The sequence below is a fragment of the Niastella sp. genome (genome assembly GCF_045805085.1).
Taxonomy (GTDB): domain Bacteria; phylum Bacteroidota; class Bacteroidia; order Chitinophagales; family Chitinophagaceae; genus Niastella.
In genome coordinates, this window is the sequence record NZ_JBJMLX010000474.1 from 1 (window position 1) to 22,681 (window position 22,681).

General features: G+C 43.7%; 24 protein-coding genes. 12 read left to right on the plus strand and 12 right to left on the minus strand.

Annotation, left to right across the window (positions count from 1 at the left end; all coding sequences use genetic code 11):
• Both ACJ751_RS24755 and ACJ751_RS24760 read left to right on the plus strand, forming a co-directional pair.
• A partial coding sequence (locus tag ACJ751_RS24755; protein ID WP_407748213.1) for an aminotransferase class IV occupies positions 1 to 567 on the plus strand: 567 nt, incomplete at its 5' end.
• Between the two features lie 91 nt (positions 568 to 658).
• Positions 659 to 1,351, plus strand: a complete 693-nt coding sequence (locus ACJ751_RS24760; protein WP_407748214.1) for an SDR family NAD(P)-dependent oxidoreductase — start codon at positions 659 to 661, stop codon at positions 1,349 to 1,351.
• Between the two features lie 200 nt (positions 1,352 to 1,551).
• Here the strand turns inward: ACJ751_RS24760 and ACJ751_RS24765 are convergent, their stop codons facing one another.
• The 6 genes from ACJ751_RS24765 to ACJ751_RS24790 all read right to left on the minus strand — a co-directional run bounded on the left by ACJ751_RS24765 (position 1,552) and on the right by ACJ751_RS24790 (position 6,272).
• Complete coding sequence (locus tag ACJ751_RS24765) at positions 1,552 to 1,848, minus strand: hypothetical protein (RefSeq protein WP_407748215.1); 297 nt, start codon at positions 1,846 to 1,848, stop codon at positions 1,552 to 1,554.
• A gap of 381 nt (positions 1,849 to 2,229) precedes the next feature.
• Positions 2,230 to 2,493: a hypothetical protein gene (locus tag ACJ751_RS24770; protein ID WP_407748216.1), complete on the minus strand. Its 264-nt coding sequence runs from the start codon at positions 2,491 to 2,493 to the stop codon at positions 2,230 to 2,232.
• A 130-nt stretch (positions 2,494 to 2,623) separates the two neighbouring features.
• On the minus strand, positions 2,624 to 4,021 hold the full coding sequence (locus tag ACJ751_RS24775; RefSeq protein ID WP_407748217.1) for an ATP-binding protein: 1,398 nt from the start codon (positions 4,019 to 4,021) through the stop codon (positions 2,624 to 2,626).
• 1 nt (position 4,022) lies between these two features.
• Positions 4,023 to 4,712 (minus strand): response regulator transcription factor, encoded by a 690-nt coding sequence (locus ACJ751_RS24780; protein ID WP_081200969.1) that lies wholly within the window; start codon positions 4,710 to 4,712, stop codon positions 4,023 to 4,025.
• A 97-nt stretch (positions 4,713 to 4,809) separates the two neighbouring features.
• A complete protein-coding gene (locus ACJ751_RS24785; RefSeq protein ID WP_407748218.1) occupies positions 4,810 to 5,793 on the minus strand; it encodes a type I glyceraldehyde-3-phosphate dehydrogenase in 984 nt (327 codons plus the stop codon).
• A gap of 131 nt (positions 5,794 to 5,924) precedes the next feature.
• A complete protein-coding gene (locus ACJ751_RS24790; protein WP_407748219.1) occupies positions 5,925 to 6,272 on the minus strand; it encodes a response regulator in 348 nt (115 codons plus the stop codon).
• A 122-nt stretch (positions 6,273 to 6,394) separates the two neighbouring features.
• Between ACJ751_RS24790 and ACJ751_RS24795 the strand changes: the two genes are divergently transcribed.
• The 3 genes from ACJ751_RS24795 to ACJ751_RS24805 all read left to right on the plus strand — a co-directional run bounded on the left by ACJ751_RS24795 (position 6,395) and on the right by ACJ751_RS24805 (position 7,432).
• Positions 6,395 to 6,622 (plus strand): YtxH domain-containing protein, encoded by a 228-nt coding sequence (locus ACJ751_RS24795; protein WP_407748220.1) that lies wholly within the window; start codon positions 6,395 to 6,397, stop codon positions 6,620 to 6,622.
• A 62-nt stretch (positions 6,623 to 6,684) separates the two neighbouring features.
• Entirely contained in the window at positions 6,685 to 7,044 is a 360-nt protein-coding gene (locus tag ACJ751_RS24800) for a hypothetical protein (protein WP_407748221.1), read from the plus strand.
• Positions 7,019 to 7,432 carry a hypothetical protein gene (locus ACJ751_RS24805; protein WP_407748222.1) on the plus strand — a complete coding sequence of 138 codons (414 nt, stop codon included), beginning with the start codon at positions 7,019 to 7,021 and terminating at the stop codon, positions 7,430 to 7,432. Before ACJ751_RS24800 ends, ACJ751_RS24805 begins: the two co-directional genes overlap by 26 nt.
• Here the strand turns inward: ACJ751_RS24805 and ACJ751_RS24810 are convergent.
• Together ACJ751_RS24810 and ACJ751_RS24815 are read right to left on the minus strand one after the other, a co-directional pair.
• Complete coding sequence (locus tag ACJ751_RS24810) at positions 7,405 to 7,839, minus strand: response regulator (RefSeq protein ID WP_407748223.1); 435 nt, start codon at positions 7,837 to 7,839, stop codon at positions 7,405 to 7,407. The genes ACJ751_RS24805 and ACJ751_RS24810 overlap by 28 nt on opposite strands.
• A 177-nt stretch (positions 7,840 to 8,016) precedes the next feature.
• The gene (locus ACJ751_RS24815; RefSeq protein WP_407748224.1) at positions 8,017 to 8,184 is read right to left on the minus strand and encodes a DUF1328 domain-containing protein; all 168 of its coding nucleotides are present in this window, start codon (positions 8,182 to 8,184) and stop codon (positions 8,017 to 8,019) included.
• Between the two features lie 350 nt (positions 8,185 to 8,534).
• Here ACJ751_RS24815 and ACJ751_RS24820 point away from each other — a divergent pair, with 350 nt between their 5' ends.
• Positions 8,535 to 8,852 carry a hypothetical protein gene (locus ACJ751_RS24820; protein ID WP_407748225.1) on the plus strand — a complete coding sequence of 106 codons (318 nt, stop codon included), beginning with the start codon at positions 8,535 to 8,537 and terminating at the stop codon, positions 8,850 to 8,852.
• Here ACJ751_RS24820 and ACJ751_RS24825 read toward each other — a convergent pair.
• A complete protein-coding gene (locus tag ACJ751_RS24825) occupies positions 8,821 to 10,188 on the minus strand; it encodes a sensor histidine kinase (RefSeq protein ID WP_407748226.1) in 1,368 nt (455 codons plus the stop codon). The two genes, ACJ751_RS24820 and ACJ751_RS24825, sit on opposite strands and share 32 nt — an antisense overlap.
• A 183-nt stretch (positions 10,189 to 10,371) precedes the next feature.
• On the opposite strand from ACJ751_RS24825, the gene rpoN reads away from it, so the two are divergent.
• The 4 genes from rpoN (at position 10,372) to ACJ751_RS24845 (ending at position 16,182) form a co-directional block, all read left to right on the plus strand.
• A complete protein-coding gene (gene rpoN, locus ACJ751_RS24830) occupies positions 10,372 to 11,793 on the plus strand; it encodes an RNA polymerase factor sigma-54 (RefSeq protein ID WP_407748227.1) in 1,422 nt (473 codons plus the stop codon).
• 98 nt (positions 11,794 to 11,891) lie between these two features.
• On the plus strand, positions 11,892 to 13,454 hold the full coding sequence (locus tag ACJ751_RS24835) for a sigma-54-dependent transcriptional regulator (RefSeq protein ID WP_407748228.1): 1,563 nt from the start codon (positions 11,892 to 11,894) through the stop codon (positions 13,452 to 13,454).
• Between the two features lie 98 nt (positions 13,455 to 13,552).
• Complete coding sequence (locus ACJ751_RS24840) at positions 13,553 to 14,707, plus strand: sensor histidine kinase (RefSeq protein ID WP_407748229.1); 1,155 nt, start codon at positions 13,553 to 13,555, stop codon at positions 14,705 to 14,707.
• A 14-nt stretch (positions 14,708 to 14,721) separates the two neighbouring features.
• Positions 14,722 to 16,182, plus strand: a complete 1,461-nt coding sequence (locus tag ACJ751_RS24845) for a PAS domain S-box protein (RefSeq protein ID WP_407748230.1) — start codon at positions 14,722 to 14,724, stop codon at positions 16,180 to 16,182.
• Positions 16,183 to 16,281: 99 nt separating this feature from the next.
• Here ACJ751_RS24845 and ACJ751_RS24850 read toward each other — a convergent pair whose 3' ends face one another.
• A complete protein-coding gene (locus tag ACJ751_RS24850) occupies positions 16,282 to 16,941 on the minus strand; it encodes a porin family protein (protein WP_407748231.1) in 660 nt (219 codons plus the stop codon).
• Between the two features lie 219 nt (positions 16,942 to 17,160).
• Here ACJ751_RS24850 and ACJ751_RS24855 point away from each other — a divergent pair, with 219 nt between their 5' ends.
• Together ACJ751_RS24855 and ACJ751_RS24860 are read left to right on the plus strand one after the other, a co-directional pair.
• Complete coding sequence (locus tag ACJ751_RS24855) at positions 17,161 to 17,301, plus strand: hypothetical protein (RefSeq protein ID WP_407748232.1); 141 nt, start codon at positions 17,161 to 17,163, stop codon at positions 17,299 to 17,301.
• Positions 17,302 to 17,381: 80 nt separating this feature from the next.
• On the plus strand, positions 17,382 to 19,031 hold the full coding sequence (locus tag ACJ751_RS24860) for a hypothetical protein (protein WP_407748233.1): 1,650 nt from the start codon (positions 17,382 to 17,384) through the stop codon (positions 19,029 to 19,031).
• Positions 19,032 to 19,155: 124 nt separating this feature from the next.
• Here the strand turns inward: ACJ751_RS24860 and ACJ751_RS24865 are convergent, their stop codons facing one another.
• Together ACJ751_RS24865 and ACJ751_RS24870 are read right to left on the minus strand one after the other, a co-directional pair.
• Positions 19,156 to 21,450, minus strand: a complete 2,295-nt coding sequence (locus ACJ751_RS24865) for a BamA/TamA family outer membrane protein (protein ID WP_407748234.1) — start codon at positions 21,448 to 21,450, stop codon at positions 19,156 to 19,158.
• A partial coding sequence (locus tag ACJ751_RS24870) for a translocation/assembly module TamB domain-containing protein (RefSeq protein WP_407748235.1) occupies positions 21,437 to 22,681 on the minus strand: 1,245 nt, incomplete at its 5' end. The genes ACJ751_RS24870 and ACJ751_RS24865, both read right to left, overlap by 14 nt.

Here is a 22,681-nt window from a genome sequence, read left to right on the forward strand (position 1 = left end):
GTTGGCGCCTACTTCTCCAATCCGTTGCGGTTAAAAGTAGAAACCGATTTTTCACGCGCGGCCAAAGGTGGCACCGGTTCTGCAAAATGCGCCGGTAACTACGGTGGCGCTTTCTATCCCACACAACAAGCAAAAGAAGCCGGCTATGACCAGGTATTATGGACAGACGCCCGCGAGAACAAATACATTGAAGAAAGCGGTATGATGAACGCCATGTTCGTTATCGATGGGGTACTGGTTACCCCGCCCACCAGTGATTCCATCCTGGCTGGTGTAACCCGCGATAGTTTACTCACGCTGGCCGGCGACCTGGGCATTCCGCATGAAGCCCGTCCTGTAGCCGTAACAGAACTGGAAAATGCGTTCCGTCATAATACCATTTCAGAAGCATTTGGCGCCGGTACAGCCGCTGTAGTGGCTCCCATCGCCACTATTCACTTAAATGGTATTGACCACCATTTACCGGCTTATAACGATAATTCCATCATGTTCCGGTTAAAGAACAGGCTGGAAGCGATTCGTGCATGCCGGGAAGAAGACAAACACGGCTGGAACTTCCTGTTCTAGATCATATATTACTTTATAATAAAAGGACCGGTTCGCCCTCAGGTGGATCGGTCCTTTTTCTATCTTTGACAACAACTTATAACTTTTCAGTATGCCTAAAACCATTATTATAACAGGTGCTAATGGCAACCTGGGTACCGCCGTAGTAAAAAAATTCCTTGACCAGGACTATAAAGTGATTGCGGTTGACCATTCGGGTAGCCACCTGGGTTTTGCAGACAGGCATCCCAACTTTGAACTGCATGGTATTGAACTTACCGATGAAGCAGAATGTAAAACGTTTGTAAACGAAGCCATTGCCCTGTACGGAAATATTGACTGTGCCGTACTGCTGGCAGGTGGCTTTGAAATGGGCGGCATCGATACTACCGATACTGCCCAGTTAAGAAAAATGTTCACCCTGAATTTTGAAACAGCTTATCATCTGGCAAGGCCCTTGTTTCAACATATGATGCAAAACGGGTATGGCCGTTTGGTATTTACCGGCGCCCGCCCGGGTTTAAACCTGAAAGAAGGCACTAACAAAATTGCCTATGCATTAAGCAAATCACTGCTGTTTAGCCTGGCTGAGATCCTAAATAAAGAAGCAAAAGGAAAAAACATTACGGTATCGGTAATAGCCCCCAGCACCATCGATACAAAGCCCAATCGCGATAGTATGCCCGATGCTACATTCGATAACTGGGTAAAACCCGAAGCCATTGCCGATGTGCTGGCCTTTATATGTTCTGATAGCGGGAATGTATTGCGGGAGAGTGTTTACAAAGTTTACAACAACGCATAAAAAAGAAGGCCCCCTCCTTGCCATCCCCAATGGGGAAGGTTGGTGGGGGGCCTTCTTTATTTATAACCTTGAGTACTTAACTGAGCTTTCCTCCTCCCGGCCTGGCCGCGGGGACCGTACGAATTCTATTCACAAGATCATATTCACTATTAAGACAATTCTTATTCATCTATCTGCCTTATTGTTCTTCTATACATAGGTTATAATTCCAGCACACTGTTCCATCCCGTAACACCATCGGGTTCACGAAACTGGTTCTCGATATCCTCAGTCCACATTCTTTCATCGATAAAAAATTTGTAATGATACTTTCCGCGCGGCAACATAGGTATTTCTATGGTCCAAACCCCATTATTGGCGGGGCGTAAGGATAACTGGTCGTGAGCCCAGTTGTTAAAATCACCTGCCAATGCAATCCTGTTTGCACAGGCATTCGTGATGTGAAACTCAATACACTTCTTCCTCTTGTTTACGTAAGGGGATTGATGGTGTTTCATGGAGCCCTCCTTAATTTTAGGTGCCTACAAAAATGGTTACTTACTAACTATTACGGATATTGTACAGCTTCAAAGGGTATCGACACTAGGCATCGAAAGAATAAAGATGATCTGATCACAGGCAGATTGTTCAAGTAAAGGCTAAGATATTGTTTAAGGATTTCATCTGGCCTGTTACAAAAGGTACGACGTTTTGAAAAACTATAAAAGGAAAAAGGCTATTATTTTTCTGTGACCACATTCATTGTAAAACCGTGCAAACATCGAAACAAAAAGATTCCTCACCTATGACCTCTATCATATGATTGTATAGCTAAACCGATTAAAGTTTCTTGTGGTAGTTAATGTTACATCAATGAAAATATTATACCTAATGCCTTACTATTTAATAAACACTAATTTACCTGAGTTCAGTTGTTGCTTTTCGGGATAGTTATGTAGTAAACTGTCGAGGTCGTGCTTCAGAAAGTTAATATCTTTTTGCAGCTGCAGATTTACCGATAATACAGAATCGTTTTGCAATAACAGTTTGTTATTGAGGTTAGTCAGGTGTTTATTCTTTTGTTGCAGCACAAAAGCAAACAAAACCAGAACAATAGCTCCGGCTGCCAGACACCAGATAAAAGCAGATCGATTCAATTTCATTTAAAATAATAGTAACATCAAATATGCCTTATTATGATTAAACGATAATTAAACAGGAATTAAAAAGCAATTAAACAACGATTAACAATTGTTCCCGTAAGGGTTTAACCTGATCCCTATCAGGTTATCCTTAGGCCTTTGCTGCAAATGCTTTTATGGAAGGAAGTGTGATGATAAAGGTGGTTCCGGTTTCCTTTGATGAATGCACTTTAATGGTACCCTTGTGCATATTAATGATGCGTTGGGCCAGTGGCAGGCCTAACCCAAAACCTCTTATAGGGGAAGCCGTGGCGCTTCGGTAAAAGGGTTGAAAGATATGTTCGGATTCCGCTTCGGTGATAGTATTGCCGTAATTCTTGAACTCTACGATCACGTTGTCGTTTTCAAATAACAGATTGATCATTACATGATGGTCGTACGAAAACTTGCAACCATTGTCTGCTATATTACGTAGTGAACTATACAACAGATCGCCGTTCCCAAATACCAGGAAGGCTTTTTCATCATCGGGAAAATCGCCAAACTCCAGCATTACCTTATACGCTTCACTGTTCTTTTGTACATCGGCAGTTACTTTCAGCAACACTTCGTCTATGCGCACCTCGCTTAATTCAATGCCGCCTTCGGTACCGGTTTTGGCAATCTCCAGCAGGCTCTTGGTAAGCTGTTGCATTTGCTGTACATCTTCATGTACCGAGGTTATCACCTGCTTATATTCTTCATCACTTCTGTTCTTTTGCAGGGTCACTTCCAGTTGGCTCAATATAGAGGTGAGCGGGGTTGATAGTTCATGCGAGGCATTGGAAATAAAACGCCGCTGTACCAGGAAGTACTCCTGCAACCTGTCGAGCAACTCGTTAAAGGTGTTGGCCAGCTGGTTTAGTTCATCCTGCGTACTGCCCGCCTGGATATGATGCGAGAGGTTTTGGGAGGTAATATGCTTTACATCATAAATGATCTGCTTGATGGGTTTTACCAGTTGCACAGAAAAAGCGTACCCTACCACCAGCGCAATGGCAATGCCGATGAATAAACAGGTAAGCAGAATGTCGCGCAGGTCTTTTAACCGTTGCCAGCCATCCACATCATATGCCGCAACAACAACTACTATGCGGCTTCGGTTATCGGTATAATGAAAGGCCAGCGCATCTCGTTTATTGACAGCAAAATATACGTCGTGTTTAACCCTCGCCTGTTTAAGGATCTCTTTATCGGGCAGGATGGAATCTATATCGGCTGCATTGAACCGGTATACAGGCCGGTCGAGGTAATCGAAGATCACCACGCTTTTCTGGTTCAGCGTAAAGGCTGAGGCCGAATCGATGTGGTAAAGAAAGGCGCGGCTGCTGTCGTTATCACCCAGATAAGAGAACAGCTGGCCATCGTTATTGGCCCTTCCTTTCAACCGCTTTTTAAAGGCTTCTATCCGCTGCAGGGAGGTAAAATAATGAACGGAAATACTTAATACCAATAGTATTATAGTAACGAGTAAGGCAAATAACGCGGTTATTTTAAATTTGATTTTCAACCTACGGGTTTTCTTTCAGTATATAGCCCATGCCTACCTGCGTATGTATAAGCCGGGTTTCAAAATCCTTATCCAGCTTTTTACGCAGGAAGTTAACATATACATCAATTACATTGGTCTTGGTATCGAAGTCAATATCCCAAACGTTCAGGGCTATGTCGGCCCGGGACACTACCCGGTTTTTGTTTCGTATCAGGTATTCGAGCAACTGAAATTCCTTGGCGGTAAGTGAAATGGGTTTATCGGCCCGGGTTACTTCCTTACTATCGAGGTTCATGGTTAAATCGGCCACCTTTAAAATATTGCCCGTCGGGATATTGTGATAGATCCTTTTTAAAAGGGCTCTGATGCGCACCAGCAGCTCTTTAAAATCGAATGGCTTTACAATATAATCATCGGCCCCGGCATCAAAGCCTTCGATCTTATCGGCCGTAGTATTGAGGGCCGTAAGCATGACAACCGGAATGCGTTCGCTGTGGCGGCGGATCTCCTTACACAGCTCATACCCGTTTAAACCGGGCAGGTTTATATCCAGGATAATAAGGTCAAACGGATAGGTCTCGAACAATTTCTTCCCAATAAGGCCATCGTAGGCAACTTCTACATGATAACCCTGTTCGCTAAGTCCTTTCTTTAATGACTCTGCTATCTTTTTTTCATCCTCAACCAGTAATATTTTTATTTCTTCCATAGCTATAAATTCATGCACGCAAAATTCACAAATAATAAACTTACCGGGTATGTTAGCTCAATTTAATGAATTAAAAGCAAATTAAAATATGCCCTTCCTACTTCATTAAAGGCAACCAATCTATCATCCGCGTAGTAAAACCATACTCATTATCGAACCAGGCTATCAGCTTTATGTGATTGCCTATAACCGAGGTAAGGGTACCATCGATAACGCATGAATGAGTATTTCCTTTAATATCCAGCGACACCAGGGGGTCTTCGGTATATTCTATAATTCCTTTATAATCGTTTGCAGCGGCTGTTGAAAACAGCTTGTTAATTTCATCACGGGTAGTTTCGGCCTGCAGTTGAATGGTAAAATCGGCCAGGGCGCCATTAGCTACCGGTACCCGGGTTGAAACCGATGCGATCTTCCCTTTCATAGTTGGCAATAAGCGCTCGAGCGATTGTTGCAGGTCAATTTCTACCGGGATGATGGATTCGGCAGCTGCCCGGCCTCGTCTGAACTGTTTGTGCGGGGCATCAACCAGCTCCTGCCTCGAGGTATAAGAATGCAAAATATTACACTGCACCGATTTAATGCCGATGGCATTCAGGATGTACAAAATATGGGTACTGCAGTTGGTCATGCAGCCACCGGGGGAAACAATCGTTTCTTCCCTGCTAAGGGCATGCTGGTTAAACCCGTACACCAGCAGGGGAATATCACTTGAACCAGTAGTAGACAACAATACTTTGCGTGCGCCGGCTTTTATATGCTGTTCGGCGGCAGCGCGGTTACTAAACAGCCCTGAGCATTCCAGCACCACATCTATATCCAGGTCTTTCCAAGGCAGCAAATAAGGATGTTGTTGCTGATACGCTTTTACTGCTTTACCGTTCACTACAAGCGTCTCGGGTTTATGGGTAATATTGCCGGCAAAGGTACCATACACAGAATCGTACTTTAACAGGTAAGCCAGGTTATCGGTATCCATGATATCGTTTACCGCAACCAGTTCAACTTCGTGGCTATCGATCAGGCGTCTGAACAAAAGGCGGCCAATACGGCCCATACCGTTGATTGCAATTCTCATCATATAGTTTCAAAAATGAGTTGCAAATATAAACCAATAGGCAATAGGCAATTAACAATAGGCAAGCGAAGGCAAAGGGCCTTCCTGCTCTAAAGCTTCGGCAAAAGGCGGACGGCGGGCAAAGGGGGAAGTAACTAACTGAAGTACTTATCCAGATCGCGCAGGGATATGGGTTTTTCCCAGATCCTGGTCACTGGCAGATCGTCCTTGATCTGTGGCGGGTTAAACGCACTTAACAGGTGCAGCTTTATGTTGGGATGGTGCTTAATAATGACTTCCGCCTTTTCCCAACCCAGCCCATCGGGCAGGTTATTATCAAGAAATAATATATCTGGCATAAACTGGTCAACCTGGCTAAGCCCTTCGGTGAGCGTATAGGCAGTGTGTACATCGCAGTTTTTACGGCTAAGGTAGGCCTTAATCAAAAGGCACAGATCCTTCTCATCATCTATAATTAAAACCTTAAGACGCTCCTTTGTCATGTTTTTAGAGCTGATTTTAAATACCCCTGGGGAATTTGTTTCCCATTGATGAAAAATATAAAAAAATCAGGAATCTTTGTCAGTGGTATAATTTTTTCCTCAAATTCCTGAAACGTAAATGTATGACATCTAACACAAAAATCATTCTAGGCATGCTGGCTGCCGCTGCTGCAGGCGCCGCAATTGGCATTTTACTGGCTCCGGAAAAAGGAAGTGAGTTAAGAAGAAAGATCAAAGATGGCATTGATGAAGTAATGGAAGATGTATCGGAACTACTGGCCCTTGGCAAGGATGAAATGAAAAATATGTATAAAAGTGCACAGCAAGTAGAACACGAAATGGAGAGCTAACACAAGCTGGTTGAATTGATTGTACAGCTTACTTAATGTAGACCGGAGACAAATTAACACCTATGGACGAATTACACACCAAAACAGGCCAGCTGGCTAACCATGTACAGGATATTGCTCAAACTTATTATGATTTAGCCCGTATAAATATAGCACAGGCAGGGGCCAAAACCCTGGCCCGTGCTATTGTTTTCTTTTTAGTATCCGGGCTGGCAATGTGTGTATTACTGTTAGCAGGCATTGGACTTTCCCTGTATTTGGGTAAATTGCTGTACAACACAGCAGCAGGTTATTTTATTGTGGCGGCTTTTTACCTGTTTATTGTAATGTTATTGTACCTGCTGCGCAAAAAGGTAGTATTCCCATTTTTCAGAGACTTTATAGTTAGAAGAATTTATGATAAATCAGATAACGAATTATAAGGAACTGCTGCAGGAGAAGGCCAGGTTACAGGCATTACTGGCCGAGCAGGAATTGCAGATAAAAAACGACTGGCATGTAATTAAAGAGGACCTGCGGCCTTTTGCCCATGTGGCTACCACCGTACGCAACTTTTTAACCCGCAAAGCTACCCTGTCGGCATTCCAGTTAGGGGTTAATTTATTTGCCGATGGTTTTATTAAAAAGGTATTGCTGGGCAATACAGGCTGGATCACCCGCACCCTGGTGCCCTTCTTTATAAAGAATTACGCATCGCACCTGACCGATGCACCGGAAAAGATCATCCACAAGATCAAAGACCTGTTCAGGAAGAAGAACAAAAAAGAAGAAGAAGTAATAGTTCAGGAAACGGGAATGGATGCAGTTTGAAACCAAAAGCTACGAATGTTTTCAACAACTTTTAATAAAGCATCAAAACTGATAGGCTTTACTACATAACTATTTGCGCCCAGTTCGTAACAGCGCTTTATTTCAATTTCATTTTTGGTAGTAGTAAAAACAATAATGGGTATTTTTTTAAACACGGGGTGCGCCTTCAATTCCTTCAACACTTCGCGGCCATCTTTTTTGGGCATATTCAGATCGAGCAGAATAAAACCCGGCAGGGCTTTCTCATCTGAATTATTGTGGGTATAATTAGTATCCAGGTAATTCAACACTTCAATCCCGTTCTCTACAAAGTCAATTTTTTCCGGATAACCTATTTCGGAAAAGGCAGTTTGCAGCAGGTACCTGTCGTCGGCGTCATCTTCGGCAATGAGTATCGGTTGGTTCATAATATCCTTCCTTCTCTTTATATCCTTTCAAAAATAAGTATTAGTTAAAAGCGATATCCTTAAAATTTCCTTAAGAAGACATTCAAGGTAAAACAAAAAGTCCGGAAGAAGATACAATTGGCTTGCAACTTTCTCCCGGACTTAAATATTCCCGACTTACCATTACTATTTTTCCCACTAGTCAACCCGGCGAAAACCACCAGCAATGATTGAGATCAGGAACAGTACGATAAATATGAAAAACAGGATCTTGGCAATTCCAGCAGCGCCTGCAGCTATTCCGGTAAAACCAAAAAGAGCCGCGATTAATGCTACCACCAGAAATATGATTGTCCAACGTAACATAGTGATAGTTTTTTAGGTGAAAAAATATGTTTAACTATATGTTAACCGGTTTTATTCCTGTTGTATGTTATCTTACAACCACACCGGCAATTACATAGTATAATTTGTAAAAATCATACCGCCGGCCTTTCTTCTATACCTTTCCTTATTGATCAAGTGACTCCATGCCCCTGTTCAGGTAAAAAATTACTGTCGTGTAGACAACCTTCCACATTATTATTTCAATTTTCAATATGATGCCTTCAGGCACAGGCTTTACAATATTGAAGTAGAGCTGCGTCTTTGGTAGTCGTTGTAAAATGAACAATTAATAGTGAGTTGCGTTATTAATAATATTTAAATCACAGGGTATGAAGAACAGCTATATAATGCACATTGACGAACAAACCACACAGGGGATCCCACTGGAAGATATCAGTTTCTTATCATCATTTAAGGCAAACCTGTTGGAAGACACGCTGGAAGAAATTGCCGCAGTAGAAGTAACATTGTCAAATCCGGGTGGAAATGAGGTGGCTGCGCTGATCAGGATCGCCGCACAAAACGGTGAGTATACAGGGTATAGTGTTGCCATTCGCTGGGAAACAGCCATTGCCAAAGCCTTTGAAAGCATCCGATACCATATTGACCTTATTGCTAACTCTCCGGTAAAGGAAAATATAAATTAAACAGGGCGCCCTTATCCGGCTGGGAAGTGGCCACCACATATCCGCTATGATTGGTCATTACCCGCTCTACAATAGCCAACCCAATGCCCTTGCCTTCGTATTCAGCCGTGCTGTGCAGCCGTTGAAATATCAAAAATATTTTCTGAGTGAATTCACTGCTGAAACCTATACCATTATCCTGTACACTAATGCGGATGAATTGTTTTTTTACCAGTTTATTATCAATGTGGCTCAGCTCTTCGCCAGTTGTTTGCACACATTGAATAGTAACTACGGGAGGTATGCCTGGTTTTGAAAACTTGATGGCGTTGTCGATAAGCGCCCTGAACATCAGGTACAACTGTTTTTCAAACCCGGTTATCTGCGGCATTTGCCCTATGTGAATGATGGCTCCCTTTTGCTCAATGTCCTGCTTCAGGAACTCACATACCGATTGCAATAATCTATCAGCATCCACTTCATTTAATGATTCTCCCCCACGCACCAGGTTGGCAAAATTCATCAGGTCTTCGATCAATCCCTGCATACGGCGGGCTGAATAATCAATCCGCGACAGGATCATTTGCCCTTCTTCATTTAACTGATCCCGGTACTTCCATAGCAACCGGTCGCTGAAAGTTCTAATGCGCCGCAGCGGTTCCTGCAGATCGTGAGAAGTGGCAAAAGCGATCTGTTCCAATTCTACATTATACGCATTTACCTCCATCATTTTCTGCTCCAGTTGCTTTTGGTAATCCGAGCGCTGCCGGTATTCTTTCAATATTACCAGGAAGGAAATAAAAATGATGGTAGCGGCAAACAGGAAAATGGCGGTGAAATAACGCGGCATTACCTGTTCATACCTGTTCACCGAGCTGCGTTTTACCAGTTTGGTTTCTTCACCCTGTATTTCCTTAAATACATCGCGCAGGCTATCCATATTCATCTTGGTCTCCATCAGGCTTATGCGCGATTTCAGGTAAACGCTGTGCTGAAAGTGATCGATGAGGTTATTCATCAGCAATCCCGCCTTATTCAGCAATTGCTGCTGATGATTGTTGTCGGCGGTAAGCCGTTTTAATGAATCATATCCCGGTTTAATATCATCGCGAATACGTAAATATGGTTGTAAAAAAGCGCTGTCGTTGGTTAGCAGATAACCGCGCTGGCCTGTTTCAGCTTCCTTGATAAAATTCTCAAGCTCACTTGTTTTCAGAATTACTTTGTAAGCATGTTCAATGCGCCGGTTCTGCACATTTGACTGTACATAGCTATTATACAGCAGGTAAGAAAGCGATAAGGTGATAACAAGCGACAAAACGAACGCTGTTATAATAAAAAATAGTCTTCTTTTCATAAGTATCAATTCTACAAATCGGGGATAAATTTCTACACCACCCCCACAGCACAAATACTAACTGCAACATAGTAAAAAAACGCATCAAGGACAACATCCTAAAAATCAATAATATAAAAAATAGTATCCTAATAAAGAAAAAGTGGAAAGCATCTTGAAGGTAATAAAGAAAAATGAACCCGTATGTTACAGCAGAACCTTGTGCAGAAGCAGGAAACCAAAATTTTACCGCAGCAGATACAATTACTGAATTTATTTCACCTAAATACACTGGAATTAGAACATAGGATTGAACAGGAACTGGAAGACAATCCTTTTTTGGAGAAGAAGGAAGATGAAGAGGATGCTACCGGCGACAAGAGCACCAAAGAGCAGGTGCAGGACTTCCAGGACTGGGAGGAGTTTGGTTACGACGATATTCCAGACTACAAGATGGAATACAGCAACTATCTGCCTGACGAAGAAAAAACCTTCAGCCCCATGAAGGCGGCGGTAGACTTCCGTGAAGACCTGAAAAAGCAATACCGCCTTTGCTGCAATGATGCCGAAGAAACATTACTGGCCGACTACCTCATTGACTGCCTGAGCGATAGCGGCCTGCTGGAAATACCACTGGATAAAGTAGCCGAAGAATATTCTTTTGCCAATAAAACCTGGCTGGAAGGGGAAGATTTTGAGAAGATCCTGAACAATGTTCAGAAACTGGACCCCATAGGTATTGGCGCCCGTAGCATTTGCGAATGCCTGCTGTTGCAATTAAAAGCCATGAATGGCAAACGGCCCGACGTACAAAAATCCATTTGCCTGTTGCAGGACCACTACCAGGACCTGCGTAACCGCAATATGGACAAGATCATGGAATGCCTGCAACTGGAGGAAGATGAATTAAAGATCATCCTGGAGCTGGTAAGCTCGTTAAAAATGAAACCGGTTGCCGAAGTGCAGGAAGGCAGCACCCCCAATGCCCACATTATCCCAGATTTTTTAATAGTACAGGAAGGCGATTACCTGGAAGTTTCGCTGTACAACCAGCGTTCTTCTTCGCTTTTTATCAGCCGCGAGTGGAAAGAAATAGTGGCAGACAGCCAAAAAGGCAAGAAAGACGCAGCTGCGGCACAATATTTAAAGAACAAGTATCAGTCCGCCCAATGGTTCGTAAGCGCCATCAGACAGCGTGAAGGCACCATGTTGCGGATAATGAAAGCCATCGTGAATATGCAGTATGACTATTTTCGCGAGGGTGACATAAAACTGCTTAAACCAATGATCCTTAAAAATATTGCCGATAAAACCGGCGTAGATATTTCAACCGTATCACGTATTACCTGTAATAAGTACGTTGATACGCCTTTTGGCATGATCTTGCTGAAAGACCTGTTTACCGAAGGCATCATCAATGAAAAGGGTGAAGCCATCAGTAACCGGGTTATTCAGGTAGCGATAGAAGACGCAATTGAAAAAGAAGACAAGAAAAACCCATACACCGATCAGCAGCTGGTAGCTATCTTAGCGCAAAAAGGATTCTCTATTGCGAGAAGAACTGTTGCCAAATACCGTGAAATTTTACAGATACCGGTTGCGCAAATGCGGTCGATATGGGCTTAGCAGCGGCATTGTTAAAAAATACTAAATTTTACACGCTCAAATCAGGTTATTCCAGAAACAATCCATCATAAACTCACAGTAAAAAAGTAAATTTGAAAATGCCGAAAATTCTTGTAATTGACGATGACAGGGATATTTGCCTGTTATTAAAACGCTTCCTTACCAAACACAACTATGAAGTTGCGGAAGTGTACGCCGGTAAAAAGGCATTGGAACTGATGAATTCATTCACGCCCGACCTGGTTTTATGCGACTTCAGGCTGGATGACATGGATGGCACTACTTTACTCGTGAAAATAAAAGAACAACTGCCCGAAGTTCCGGTTATCATCATGACAGGCTACAGCGATATTAAAGTGGCTGTAGAAGTAATGAAACTGGGGGCATACGACTATATCGGCAAACCACTGTTCCCCGACGAAATACTGGTAACTATAAAAAAAGCGTTGCAGCCGCAGCCTGCTGTTACCACGCAGGCTACCACTACTACCACCACCACAGCCCAGGCAGCGCCTGCCTATACAGCACCTTCCATTACCAGTAGCGATGGTGATGGCCTGTCTGAGCGGGAGAAGAAACAACAGGTAATTGTTTCCGGTGATTATATTTTCGGGGATAGCGAACCTTTTAAAAAGATCCTCAAGCAAATAGACCTGGTAGCACCTACCAACTACAGCATTATCATCTATGGCGAAAGCGGCAGTGGTAAAGAAGCCATTGCGCAGGAAATACATAAACGCAGCCGCCGAAAAGCAATGCCGTTTATTGCCATCGATTGCGGCGCCATGTCGAAAGAACTGGCCGGCAGTGAATTGTTCGGTCATGAAAAAGGCTCTTTTACCGGCGCCCTGAACCAGAAAACAGGCAGTCTTGAACTGGCCAATGGCGGCACCGTTTTCCTTGATGAAATTGGTAACTTATCATACGACATCCAGGTTTCGTTATTACGCGTAGTGCAGGAAAGAAAAATGCGGCGTGTTGGCGGCACCAAGGATATCGACCTCGACATTCGCATCATTGTGGCCAGCAATGAAAAGCTGTGGGATTTTGCCCGTAAGGGAAAGTTCCGCGAAGACCTGTACCACCGCTTTAATGAATTCAGCATTGTAGTGCCCCCATTGCGTGATCGCAAGGAAGACATTATGGTATTTGCCCGCCATTTCTTACACCAAACCAATAAAGAGTTGGAGAAGAGTGTAAAAGGGTTTAGTAAAGAAGTGGAAGATATTTTTAAAAGCTATATCTGGTATGGTAACCTGCGTGAATTGAAGAACGTGATCAAGCGGGCTACCCTGCTGGCAGAAGGCCCTTTTGTGGAAGCACACACGCTGCCTTTTGAGATCAGTAACTTTACCCGGTTACAGTTTGACGAAGCACCAGAAACTTCTTCATATAGTATACAATCAGAACCCAGACAGGTTATAACAACCCCACCTATTCCTTCACCTATAAGCGAAGCGGAAATACCCCGGCCTCATCCGCATCATTCACACAGTGAACTATCCCTGAAAAACGCAAGCATCGATGCAGAATACGAGACGATCATTGAAGCATTGAAGAAATCAAACTTTAACAAAAGCAAGGCAGCGAAATTATTGAACATCGACCGTAAAACACTGTACAACAAAATGAAACAGTATCAGGAGTTCAACAACCAATAGCACGGTTGATGACATTATGAATGAGAATGAATATTTTCATATAAGTCCATGCTTTGATGGAACAATTAATAAATCAGGAGATTAACCCTCTGAAACTTTTGTTTCAATCCAATAGCGATAATGATGGGCTTCCGGATAAGATTACTGATTTTTTTCCGGCTATTGTATACATCCATGATGCCAATACCGGGAAATTAAAGTACATCAATCGAAAAATAACCGACCTGCTTGGTTATTCACTGGGGGATGTACTTGCCTGGGGAAACGACCTGATGCGTATTGTGCATAAAGACGACCAGGATAATGTAAACAGGGAGCTGCAACATTTTTATACGTTACAGGATAACGAGAGTTACAGTTATAATGCGCGTTTAACGGATAAATCCGGCACATGGAAGCATTTCCGCACCATGGGTACGGTGCTTAACCGTGATGCCAGGGGGCGGGTTGCGTCTGTATTGTTCATTGCGCAGGACATTACCAGTGAATTTGAAAACCAGCTGAACCTGGAAGAAAAGATCAGGGACCTCGACCGCTCCAATAAAGAACTGGAAGAGTTTGCCTATGTGGCCTCGCATGACATGAATGAACCACTGCGCAAGATCACCACATTCATTGAACGGCTTGAAAACAAATACAAAGGGGAACTGGGCGTAGATGGCAAATTATATCTTGCCCGTATTTCTGCTTCGGTTGAAAATATGCGGCACCTCATTGATACCCTGCTGGAGTTCAGCCGCACCGCCCGCAGCCACCAGCCTTTTGTAACCGTTGACCTGAACGATATTGTAAAAGATGTGCAGGCCGACCTGGAGTTGAAGATCGAAGAAACAGCTACCATCCTTCATATTGAAGTATTGCCGGCCATAGAAGCCATTCCTTCACAAATGAAACAGTTGTTCGATAACCTGTTGAACAATTCCATCAAATTCAAGAAAGCCGGCGTGTCGCCGGTTATCACCATTAGTTGTTTGCAGCTAACGCGCCGGCAGAAAGAACAGCATCACCTCGATGCGGGTAATACCTGGTTCAGGATCGATTTCGCCGATAACGGAATTGGGTTTGAACCGGAATACAATGAACGGATCTTCCAGATCTTTCAGCGGTTACATGGCAAATCGGAATTCCCCGGTTCAGGCATCGGGCTGGCCATCTGTAAAAAAATAATCGATCAGCACAAAGGCCTTATTTACGCAACCGGCAAGCCGGATAATGGCGCTACTTTTACTATTATTTTGCCGGAACATCAATAAACTTTTCAGAACTGATGATAGTATCCAACTTACAGGCCCGTATCCTCATTGTTGATGACGATGAGGATGATTATTTAATTACCAGCGACCTTATACGTAGCATTCCGTCATCAGGCTTTATCATAAACTGGTGTTATTCGTATAAAGATGCGCTGGAGCTCATGAAGAGCCGGACAAATGATATTTACTTTATCGATTACCGCCTTGGGGCTAAAACCGGTCTTGACCTGTTGAAGGAAGCCATTGCTGCCGGTTGTGAAGAACCAGTGATCCTGTTAACCGGTAAGGGCAACCACACCGTTGATATGGAAGCCATGCGGGTGGGCGCCATGGATTACCTCGTAAAAGGCGAATTAAACGAGGAAAAGCTGGAGCGCTCCATTCGCTACGCATTGGAAAGATCAGCTTCCGTGAAGGCCCTCCGCGCCAATGAACGCAAATACCGCAATATGTTCGAGCGGTCGAAGGATATGGTGTTCACCGCCGACCAGGAGGGTTGCTTTAACGACGTGAACAATGCCACCACCGACCTGCTGGGCTATACCAAGGAAGAGCTGCTCCAGATCTGTGTGTATGATCTTTTTATTCAAAAGCGGGATGAAGAAAGGTTCCGGTATTTATTTAACGAACGGCAGGAGGTGAATGACCTGGAAGTGGAGATCCGCACCAAACAGGGCGACCACCGCATTTGTATAATTTCCGCTTCGCTCGAAAGTGGTAATGCCAACAAAGGTTATATGCAGGGAATAGTGCACGACATCACCAATCTTAAAAAAGCGGAAAAGGCCACGCTGCAAATTGAAAAGCTGGCAGCTACCGGCCGCCTGGTGCGCACCCTTGCCCATGAGGTTCGCAACCCGCTTAACAATATCAATTTGTCGGTAGAGCACCTGCGCGAAGAAACCGCCAATAATGAGAACGGCTCAACTTACCTGGAGATCATACAGCGTAACAGTAACCGCATAGGCGCACTTATTACCGAGTTACTGAACTCCTCGCGCCCTGCAGAAATGAAAATGGAGTCGCATGTGCTGCAAAGCATCATGGATGAAAGTATCCTGGAAGCTATTGACCGCCTCACGCTGCAACGGATAAAGCTGGAGATAAAATATCCCGATACGCCGGTAATGGTAAGCGTTGACAAAGAAAAATTAAAGCTGGCCTTCTCTAACATTCTCATCAATGCTACGGAAGCCATCAATCACAAACAGGGAAGAATTTCGGTGGTCATTAATTATTCTCCAGACCCCAGTATTGTTATCAGCGATAATGGTTGTGGCATTAGTGAAGAAAATATTTCACGTTTGTTTGAACCCTACTTTACCAGCAAACGGAATGGCATGGGGCTGGGTCTTGCCAGCACCCTGAATATTATTCAATCCAACAAAGGAGCGATCGATGTAAAATCCACCTTGAATGAGGGGACTTCTTTCATCATTACTTTCCCCAAAAATCACGACTTAACAGAACAATAAAGGTGAGCCATCCGCCGGTTGGCGGATGACCCACCCTAATAAAAAAAGCTGCTTCCCTTAGGGAGGCAGCTCTTGTTGAAATCCTCAAACCCGTATCGCTCAAAATCCTAGTCCGATATATAAAGAGATAGCACTGTTCTTGGAGTCTTTTGTCAAGGCTCCAGAAAGGCTACCGGATTTACCTATCTCTCTAAATCCGTAATTGTAGCGGGCGCCTACCGTGAAATTAGAAATATCTATGCCAAAGCCGGCGGCAACACCCCAGTCGAAACGGTTAAAGTTTTCTGCTTTCAGATCAGCGATGTTGTGGATAGTACCATCATCTTTCAGGTCTTTGATGTTGGCATTTACCAGGTACGATGCATACGGACCTGCATGGATGTTGAAATTTTTCGCCACATTGAACACGGCCAGCAATGGCAGTTCGATGTAATTTAAATTGAAGCGGTATTCTCCTTTTCCTTCAATAAAATTATTATAGGTTTCCTTAGCCCCTTTGCTTGTATATAACAATTCCGGCTGAATAGAGAAACCACGCGTAACGGGTAATTTGGCAAAGAAGCCGGCATTCCAACCCACTTTCATGTTTTCATCCGATACATCTTTCACATACAGGTTGGTGAGGTTTAAGCCACCTTTAATACCGAACTTGGGCGATAACATGTTTTCTGATCCTGTTTGTTGCACCTGTGCAAACAAACGGTTTCCTGCTGTTAAAAAAGCGGCCGATAATAAGGCAACGCACATAATCCTTTTCATAAGTAAAATTTTAATGACACACATTTAAAGAACAATTTTTCTACTTATGAATGTTAAAATCCTGTGCCTCCGCCGTAAAATCACCGCTGTATTACAGCTCAAAGCTTCCTGCGTGGAAATATATCCTCAGGCGCTGCCACAAAATGGTTAGTTTGTTACCACCTTCAATCAGCGGGCACAATAATTTTCTATATAGATCGAACCCAATCATTATAACATATGAACAAGTTTATTAAAGGGATAAAAACGATCACGGTGGCCATGATAAATATATGCTTGTTATGCGGTGCAGGTCATGTGCTTGACTGGTTTGGATTTGCCGGCAGAAGGATCAAGCAATTTGTGTTGAAACGGCTTTAAGTTGTATATCACCGTTATTATAAACGATTATTCAAATGAAATAAACTATAGGACTATCTCAACCCCTAATAGCCGATACAATGAAAAAGCTGATCTTCCTGCTGGTACTTGTGCTCCTTGTTGCAGCAGGCCTGATATATTATAAAAAATGGCGTAGTAATTTCCTGCATAAAAAAATCCCCGAACTGGTATTTCTAAAATCAGACAGCCTGTACCGCATTACCTACGACAGCATTGACATCGATGAAGTGGAAGGTGAAATAGTGATCAGGAACCTGCAATTGTTTCCCGACAGCACTTATAAAAAATCAACCGACAGTTCATTGCCCCGCAATTTGCTACGGGTTACCGTTCCTGAAATTTATATCTCAGGCGTGCAAACAGATGCGGCGGTTTTAAATAAAGAAGTGATCGCGTCTAAAATAAAACTTACCCGCCCTGTTGTAACCATGTTCAACAATAACCATGTTGCAAAAGATAAGGACAAAGACCCCACTCCCACCACATTTAAAATATACCAGATCTTATTACGCGGCCTCGAAAAGATAAAGGTGGATACTATTCTTATTACCGATGCCGATTACCATATATGCAAATGGCCCAATGGCGATACGGTGTTCAGAGGTTCAAAAATAAATGCACAGCTGCAGCATATCAATATCAGTGACAGCACCAGTACCGATACGTCGCGGGTATTGTTTGCCGAACAGGCAACGCTGGATATAGCTAATGTGGTTATACACAGTAAAAAAAATCCATACAACTACCGGCTTAAAAATATTCAATTACTTTCCGGTGAAAGATCATTTGAAGTAAAGAGCATGCACATAACCCCCTTGCTGAATGAGGCGGCTTTTGTACACAACGCCAAATGGCAAACCGACCGGCTTGACTTTGATTTTTATAACCTGTTGTTCAAACAGGTGAATGTACAGGAGATACTGAATGGTAATTTAATCGCCAATGAGCTCACCATTAAAAACGCACAGTTTAAAGTATTCAGGGATAAAAATTATCCTATGAAAAAAGAAAGCCTGGTGGGGCGTTATCCGCAGCAAAGCTTTTTAAATATCCCTGTTAATGTAGCCATTAAAAAAGTCATCATTCAACAGGGCTACATTCAATACAAAGAAAAAGAAAGCCTTACCGGCAACAGCGGCGTGGTGTTCTTCGACGATGTGCATGCTACCCTGCATAACGTTACCAATAATCCGGCTGATCTTCGTAAGAACGGCATCTGCACCGTAAACTTCAACACTAAGTTTCTTCATACTATACCACTCACAGCTACCCTGCAATTATACCTGAATAGCAAAAACGGCAGGTTCACCGTCAATGGCAATATGGGGGCGCTGGATGCCACCATCCTGAACCCGTTAAGCAAACCCATGGCATTGGTTGAGGTTAATTCAGGCACCGTTACCAGTCTTGACTTTAATTTAATGGGCAATGATAACCGCATTAAAGGCATCGTTCGGCTGTTATACAATGATCTTAAAATTAAAATACTGAAGAAGGATGAGGAGAGTGCTGATTATAAAAAGAAGAAGGTAATGTCCCTTATGGCTAATATAATGGTCATAAATGCCAACCCCGGCAAAAACAAACCAGTACGCATCGTTTCGGTGTCGCACCCGAGAGATGTATACCGGTCGATATTTAATTTTATCTGGAAATCGATATTTGAGGGAGTGCAGAAGACGGTTGGGATAGACGGAAAGCTTGGGTGATTCGTATTTTCCATGGCTTTGTTGGTCACATTGGACAAATCGTGAAACGGCAAACGTGAAACCTAAAATGGCTCGCGAAATTTCAGCCTCACTTCCTACCTCGATCTACTGATCAACCGGTCAACTAAAACGGATACCCGATAGCCAAATTAAAGATCAAATTCTCCTTCCTCCACTGACTGCTGCCGAAATCTACCTGGTTCAGCACCCAGCGTTTGCTCGATTCTAACCAGGGCTTGCGGATCGGGAAAGCCAGGTCGAACCGCAATACCAGGAAGCTTAGATCGAAGCGGATACCGACGCCGCTGCCCACGGCCAGTTCACTGAGGAAATTACTGGTGAATTTCGCACCCGGTTTATCAGGGTTATCATTAAACAACCACACGTTACCTGCATCAACAAACACGGCGCCCTGCACAATGCTTACCAATGGGAACCGTAGTTCGGTATTCATTTCAAATTTTATATCGCCTGGTTGCTCTGCCAGTGACCCGTTTTTTTGCGGCGCCTGATAGGTTCCCGGGCCTACCGTGCGGCTTCTAAAGGCCCGTATACTGTTGTTACCACCCGAGAAGAACTGTTTTATATACGGCAAGGCACTGGAATTACCATAAGGCAAACCAATACCGGCATAGATCCGGTTCGCCCACACACTATTACCCGACACCTTGCGGTAAAACCTGAAATCGCCCTGTAACCGCGTGAATTGCGAAAACTGTTTGCCTGCTATTTTCGCCGTATCACCTTTGGTAACATTGGCGCCCGTTATTAACCCGGCTATATTACCCGAGAGATCGATCCCTGCATTCAAATAAAACCCATTTACAGGTTTATAATTAAACACATTGGTGTAGGTATAGGAATATTCCGAACCCAGGATAAACTGCGTGTCGATGGCCGTATACAGTGTTGGGTTCCTCTTGGCGCTGTCTATATAATTCTGGGTTATGTTAACAGGTTGCACATAATTTATGACAATGGGATTCAACTCATGTTCCTTTTCAATGTTTTCCTTCCAGGTAAAACCATAACTGGTTCTAAAGGAATTCATCGTGTATAGTTTCTGCCTTTGCAGGACATCGTACCCCAGTTTTATGGTTGTGCGGGGTAAAAATCCGCCTTTTGTATTAAAGTTAAAGAAAGGGATCAGGAACCGGGGAAAGGATAGGGAAGGTTCAAGGCCGAACCGGAAAGTGTTATATCCCTGGAACTGGCCGCTGTACTGCACTTCAAAACCTGCCGATGCTTTTACGGAGAATATTTCACCGCCGCGCAAGGCATTCCGGTTACGCCAACTCAAAGTAATATTTGAACCGGTAAGATTATTCGATTTTGTATTAGCATTCAGTTCAAGCCGTAATGATTTTTTGGGCTGCCGGGTAAGATAATAATACGTATTCAACAGAGGTGAATCAACACCAGGCACCACCTCAAACCGGTTCTTTACAAATTTGAAAATATCCATGCTCACCAGGCGGCTGATGCTGGCATTATGATCTGTACGGTTATATACATCGCCCGAATCAAAAGCCATGGATTGCTGAAACAGCTTTGGCTTATAAAAATGTCTTTTGTCTATAACATAGTAGCCCTTGTAAAGGGTAGCGTCTGCTTTGCTGGTATCCATTTGCCCAGGCTCCAGGTTATACCCGGTGAAAATATACACATCGTTTATCCGGTACACCTTCTGCGCATTCTCAGGTATAGTTGGTTTCACAGTTACAAACAGATCTACCCGGTTATTGCGAACGGTGGTATCGGCTTTTATCAGCAGGTCATCGGGACTAAAGAAATAAAAACCCTGTTCTTTAAGATGGTTGTCGATGCGCACCCGTTCAGCAGTAATAACCTGCAGATCGAAAGGATCACCTTTTTTCAGCAGGGATTTAGACATGGTTCCCCCAATAGCCTGCGACAGCACAGAGCTATCACCTCTGAACTGCACTTGTTGAATATGGTACTGTCCATCGGCCCGTACCGTATAGGTAGCAGCTGCTTTTTTGCCTTTTACGGTGGTGTCGCCGCGTACCCGCGCTTTGAAGTATCCTTTATTTTGCAGGTAGCTTTGCAGCACTTTCACATTTTTATTGAGGTCCACACTACTCAGCAATACCGGTGGCTGGCCGAACCGTTCCCTTATCCATTTGCCCGGACCTTTCTTAGCTCTGAAGGCATTGTACATGTAAAGCTTGAAAGGCATCCCTAAAATTTTTTGATTAGGCTCAGGCCGGGTCAACGCCAACAACTGACTGCTCAACGCTTTTTTCTTTTTACGGGTAAGCAAACTATCCCTGATATTAATTTTGGCGCCTGTATATAATGCATCGCCTGCAGGCACTGTTTTAGTGCTGGAACAGGCATCCAGTATTATCAAACACAATACCAGCAAAGAAAAAGATATGAAACTAACTATCTTCACGTTTTATGAGTTCCCTGTTTTCAGGTGATGGAATACTTGTTTGTTGGGGTACCTTGGGTGGGGCCTGCTTTTGTTGCTGTTGTTTATCCAGTTCTCGCGCACGTTGTATCCGTTCACGCCGTTCTTCACGGCCTTTTTTGCCCAGGAACAGGTTCTTGAATTTATTATAATCGAGGGTAATAATAAATCCTGCCCCGGTTTCAATAACATATCCATCAATAACCCCCTCATATTCGTTCTTTCGATATGCTCTTATCATATACCGGCGGTCCTGGCTGAGGCTGTAGTCCACCGCCACATTACCTGCTATAGCATTCGTATTTGAATTGTTAGTCTGAGAAGAACCTTCCAGTTCAAAATTGCTGCCGACAGTTACAGTTAACCGGTCGCTCAACAAGCGTTTCGATAAGCCTACATTCATTTCGGTGCGGGTTTGCGCACTGCCGGTTGAATAATCATCAAAAGAAGTAACATCAAAATTGACGTCAACGCCGTGTACCAGGTCACTGGCCAGCTTGTTCAGTTGTTCTGTCAATAACTTACTGGCGCTTTGGCGGGCAAAAGATTCGGCTGTCATGCCGCCTGCACTGCTTTCAAATGGATTCTCGCCCATAAACCGGTTCAGCAAGATCAGGGAGAACACCTGTTTATTCAATTCAGAGGGTTCCTCCCGCAACTGGATAAGCCGGTTATTAATGGTAGTCACTGTTCCTCTTGCGATCTGACTGCTGCTTTCGGGCAACTGAATATCGAAACTTACCTGGGGTTGTAATAACTCACCCTTTAATTTCAATAACACCTGAAACGGTATCCGTTGCAGATACATGTTACGGCTGCCCTGTACTTCATCGGAGATCTGATTCTTTACCAGGTCCATGGGCGCCGCCTTTACGGTATAGATAGCCGTTACATCCAGATCTGCCTTGGTAGGCTCGCCATTCCAAACGATCTTGCTGCCTTCCTGGATGTCGAATTTGCGGCGTAATAAATTATAATTCAGTTCATAAGAACCGCTCTTGATCTCATAGGAACCCGTGAGGGTGGTTTTACCGCTTGGGTCAATACCACCCGTTAACAATCCTTCCCCCTGCATGCGAACAAAATCCCCATTGCCTTCATCCACTATCAGGGTGAATTCCGCTTCTTTTTTGATCTCTACATTGGCGGAGATATCCAGACCATGCAATACCGATCTGTTCAGCGAATCGAGCCCGGCCTTCATATTCATAAA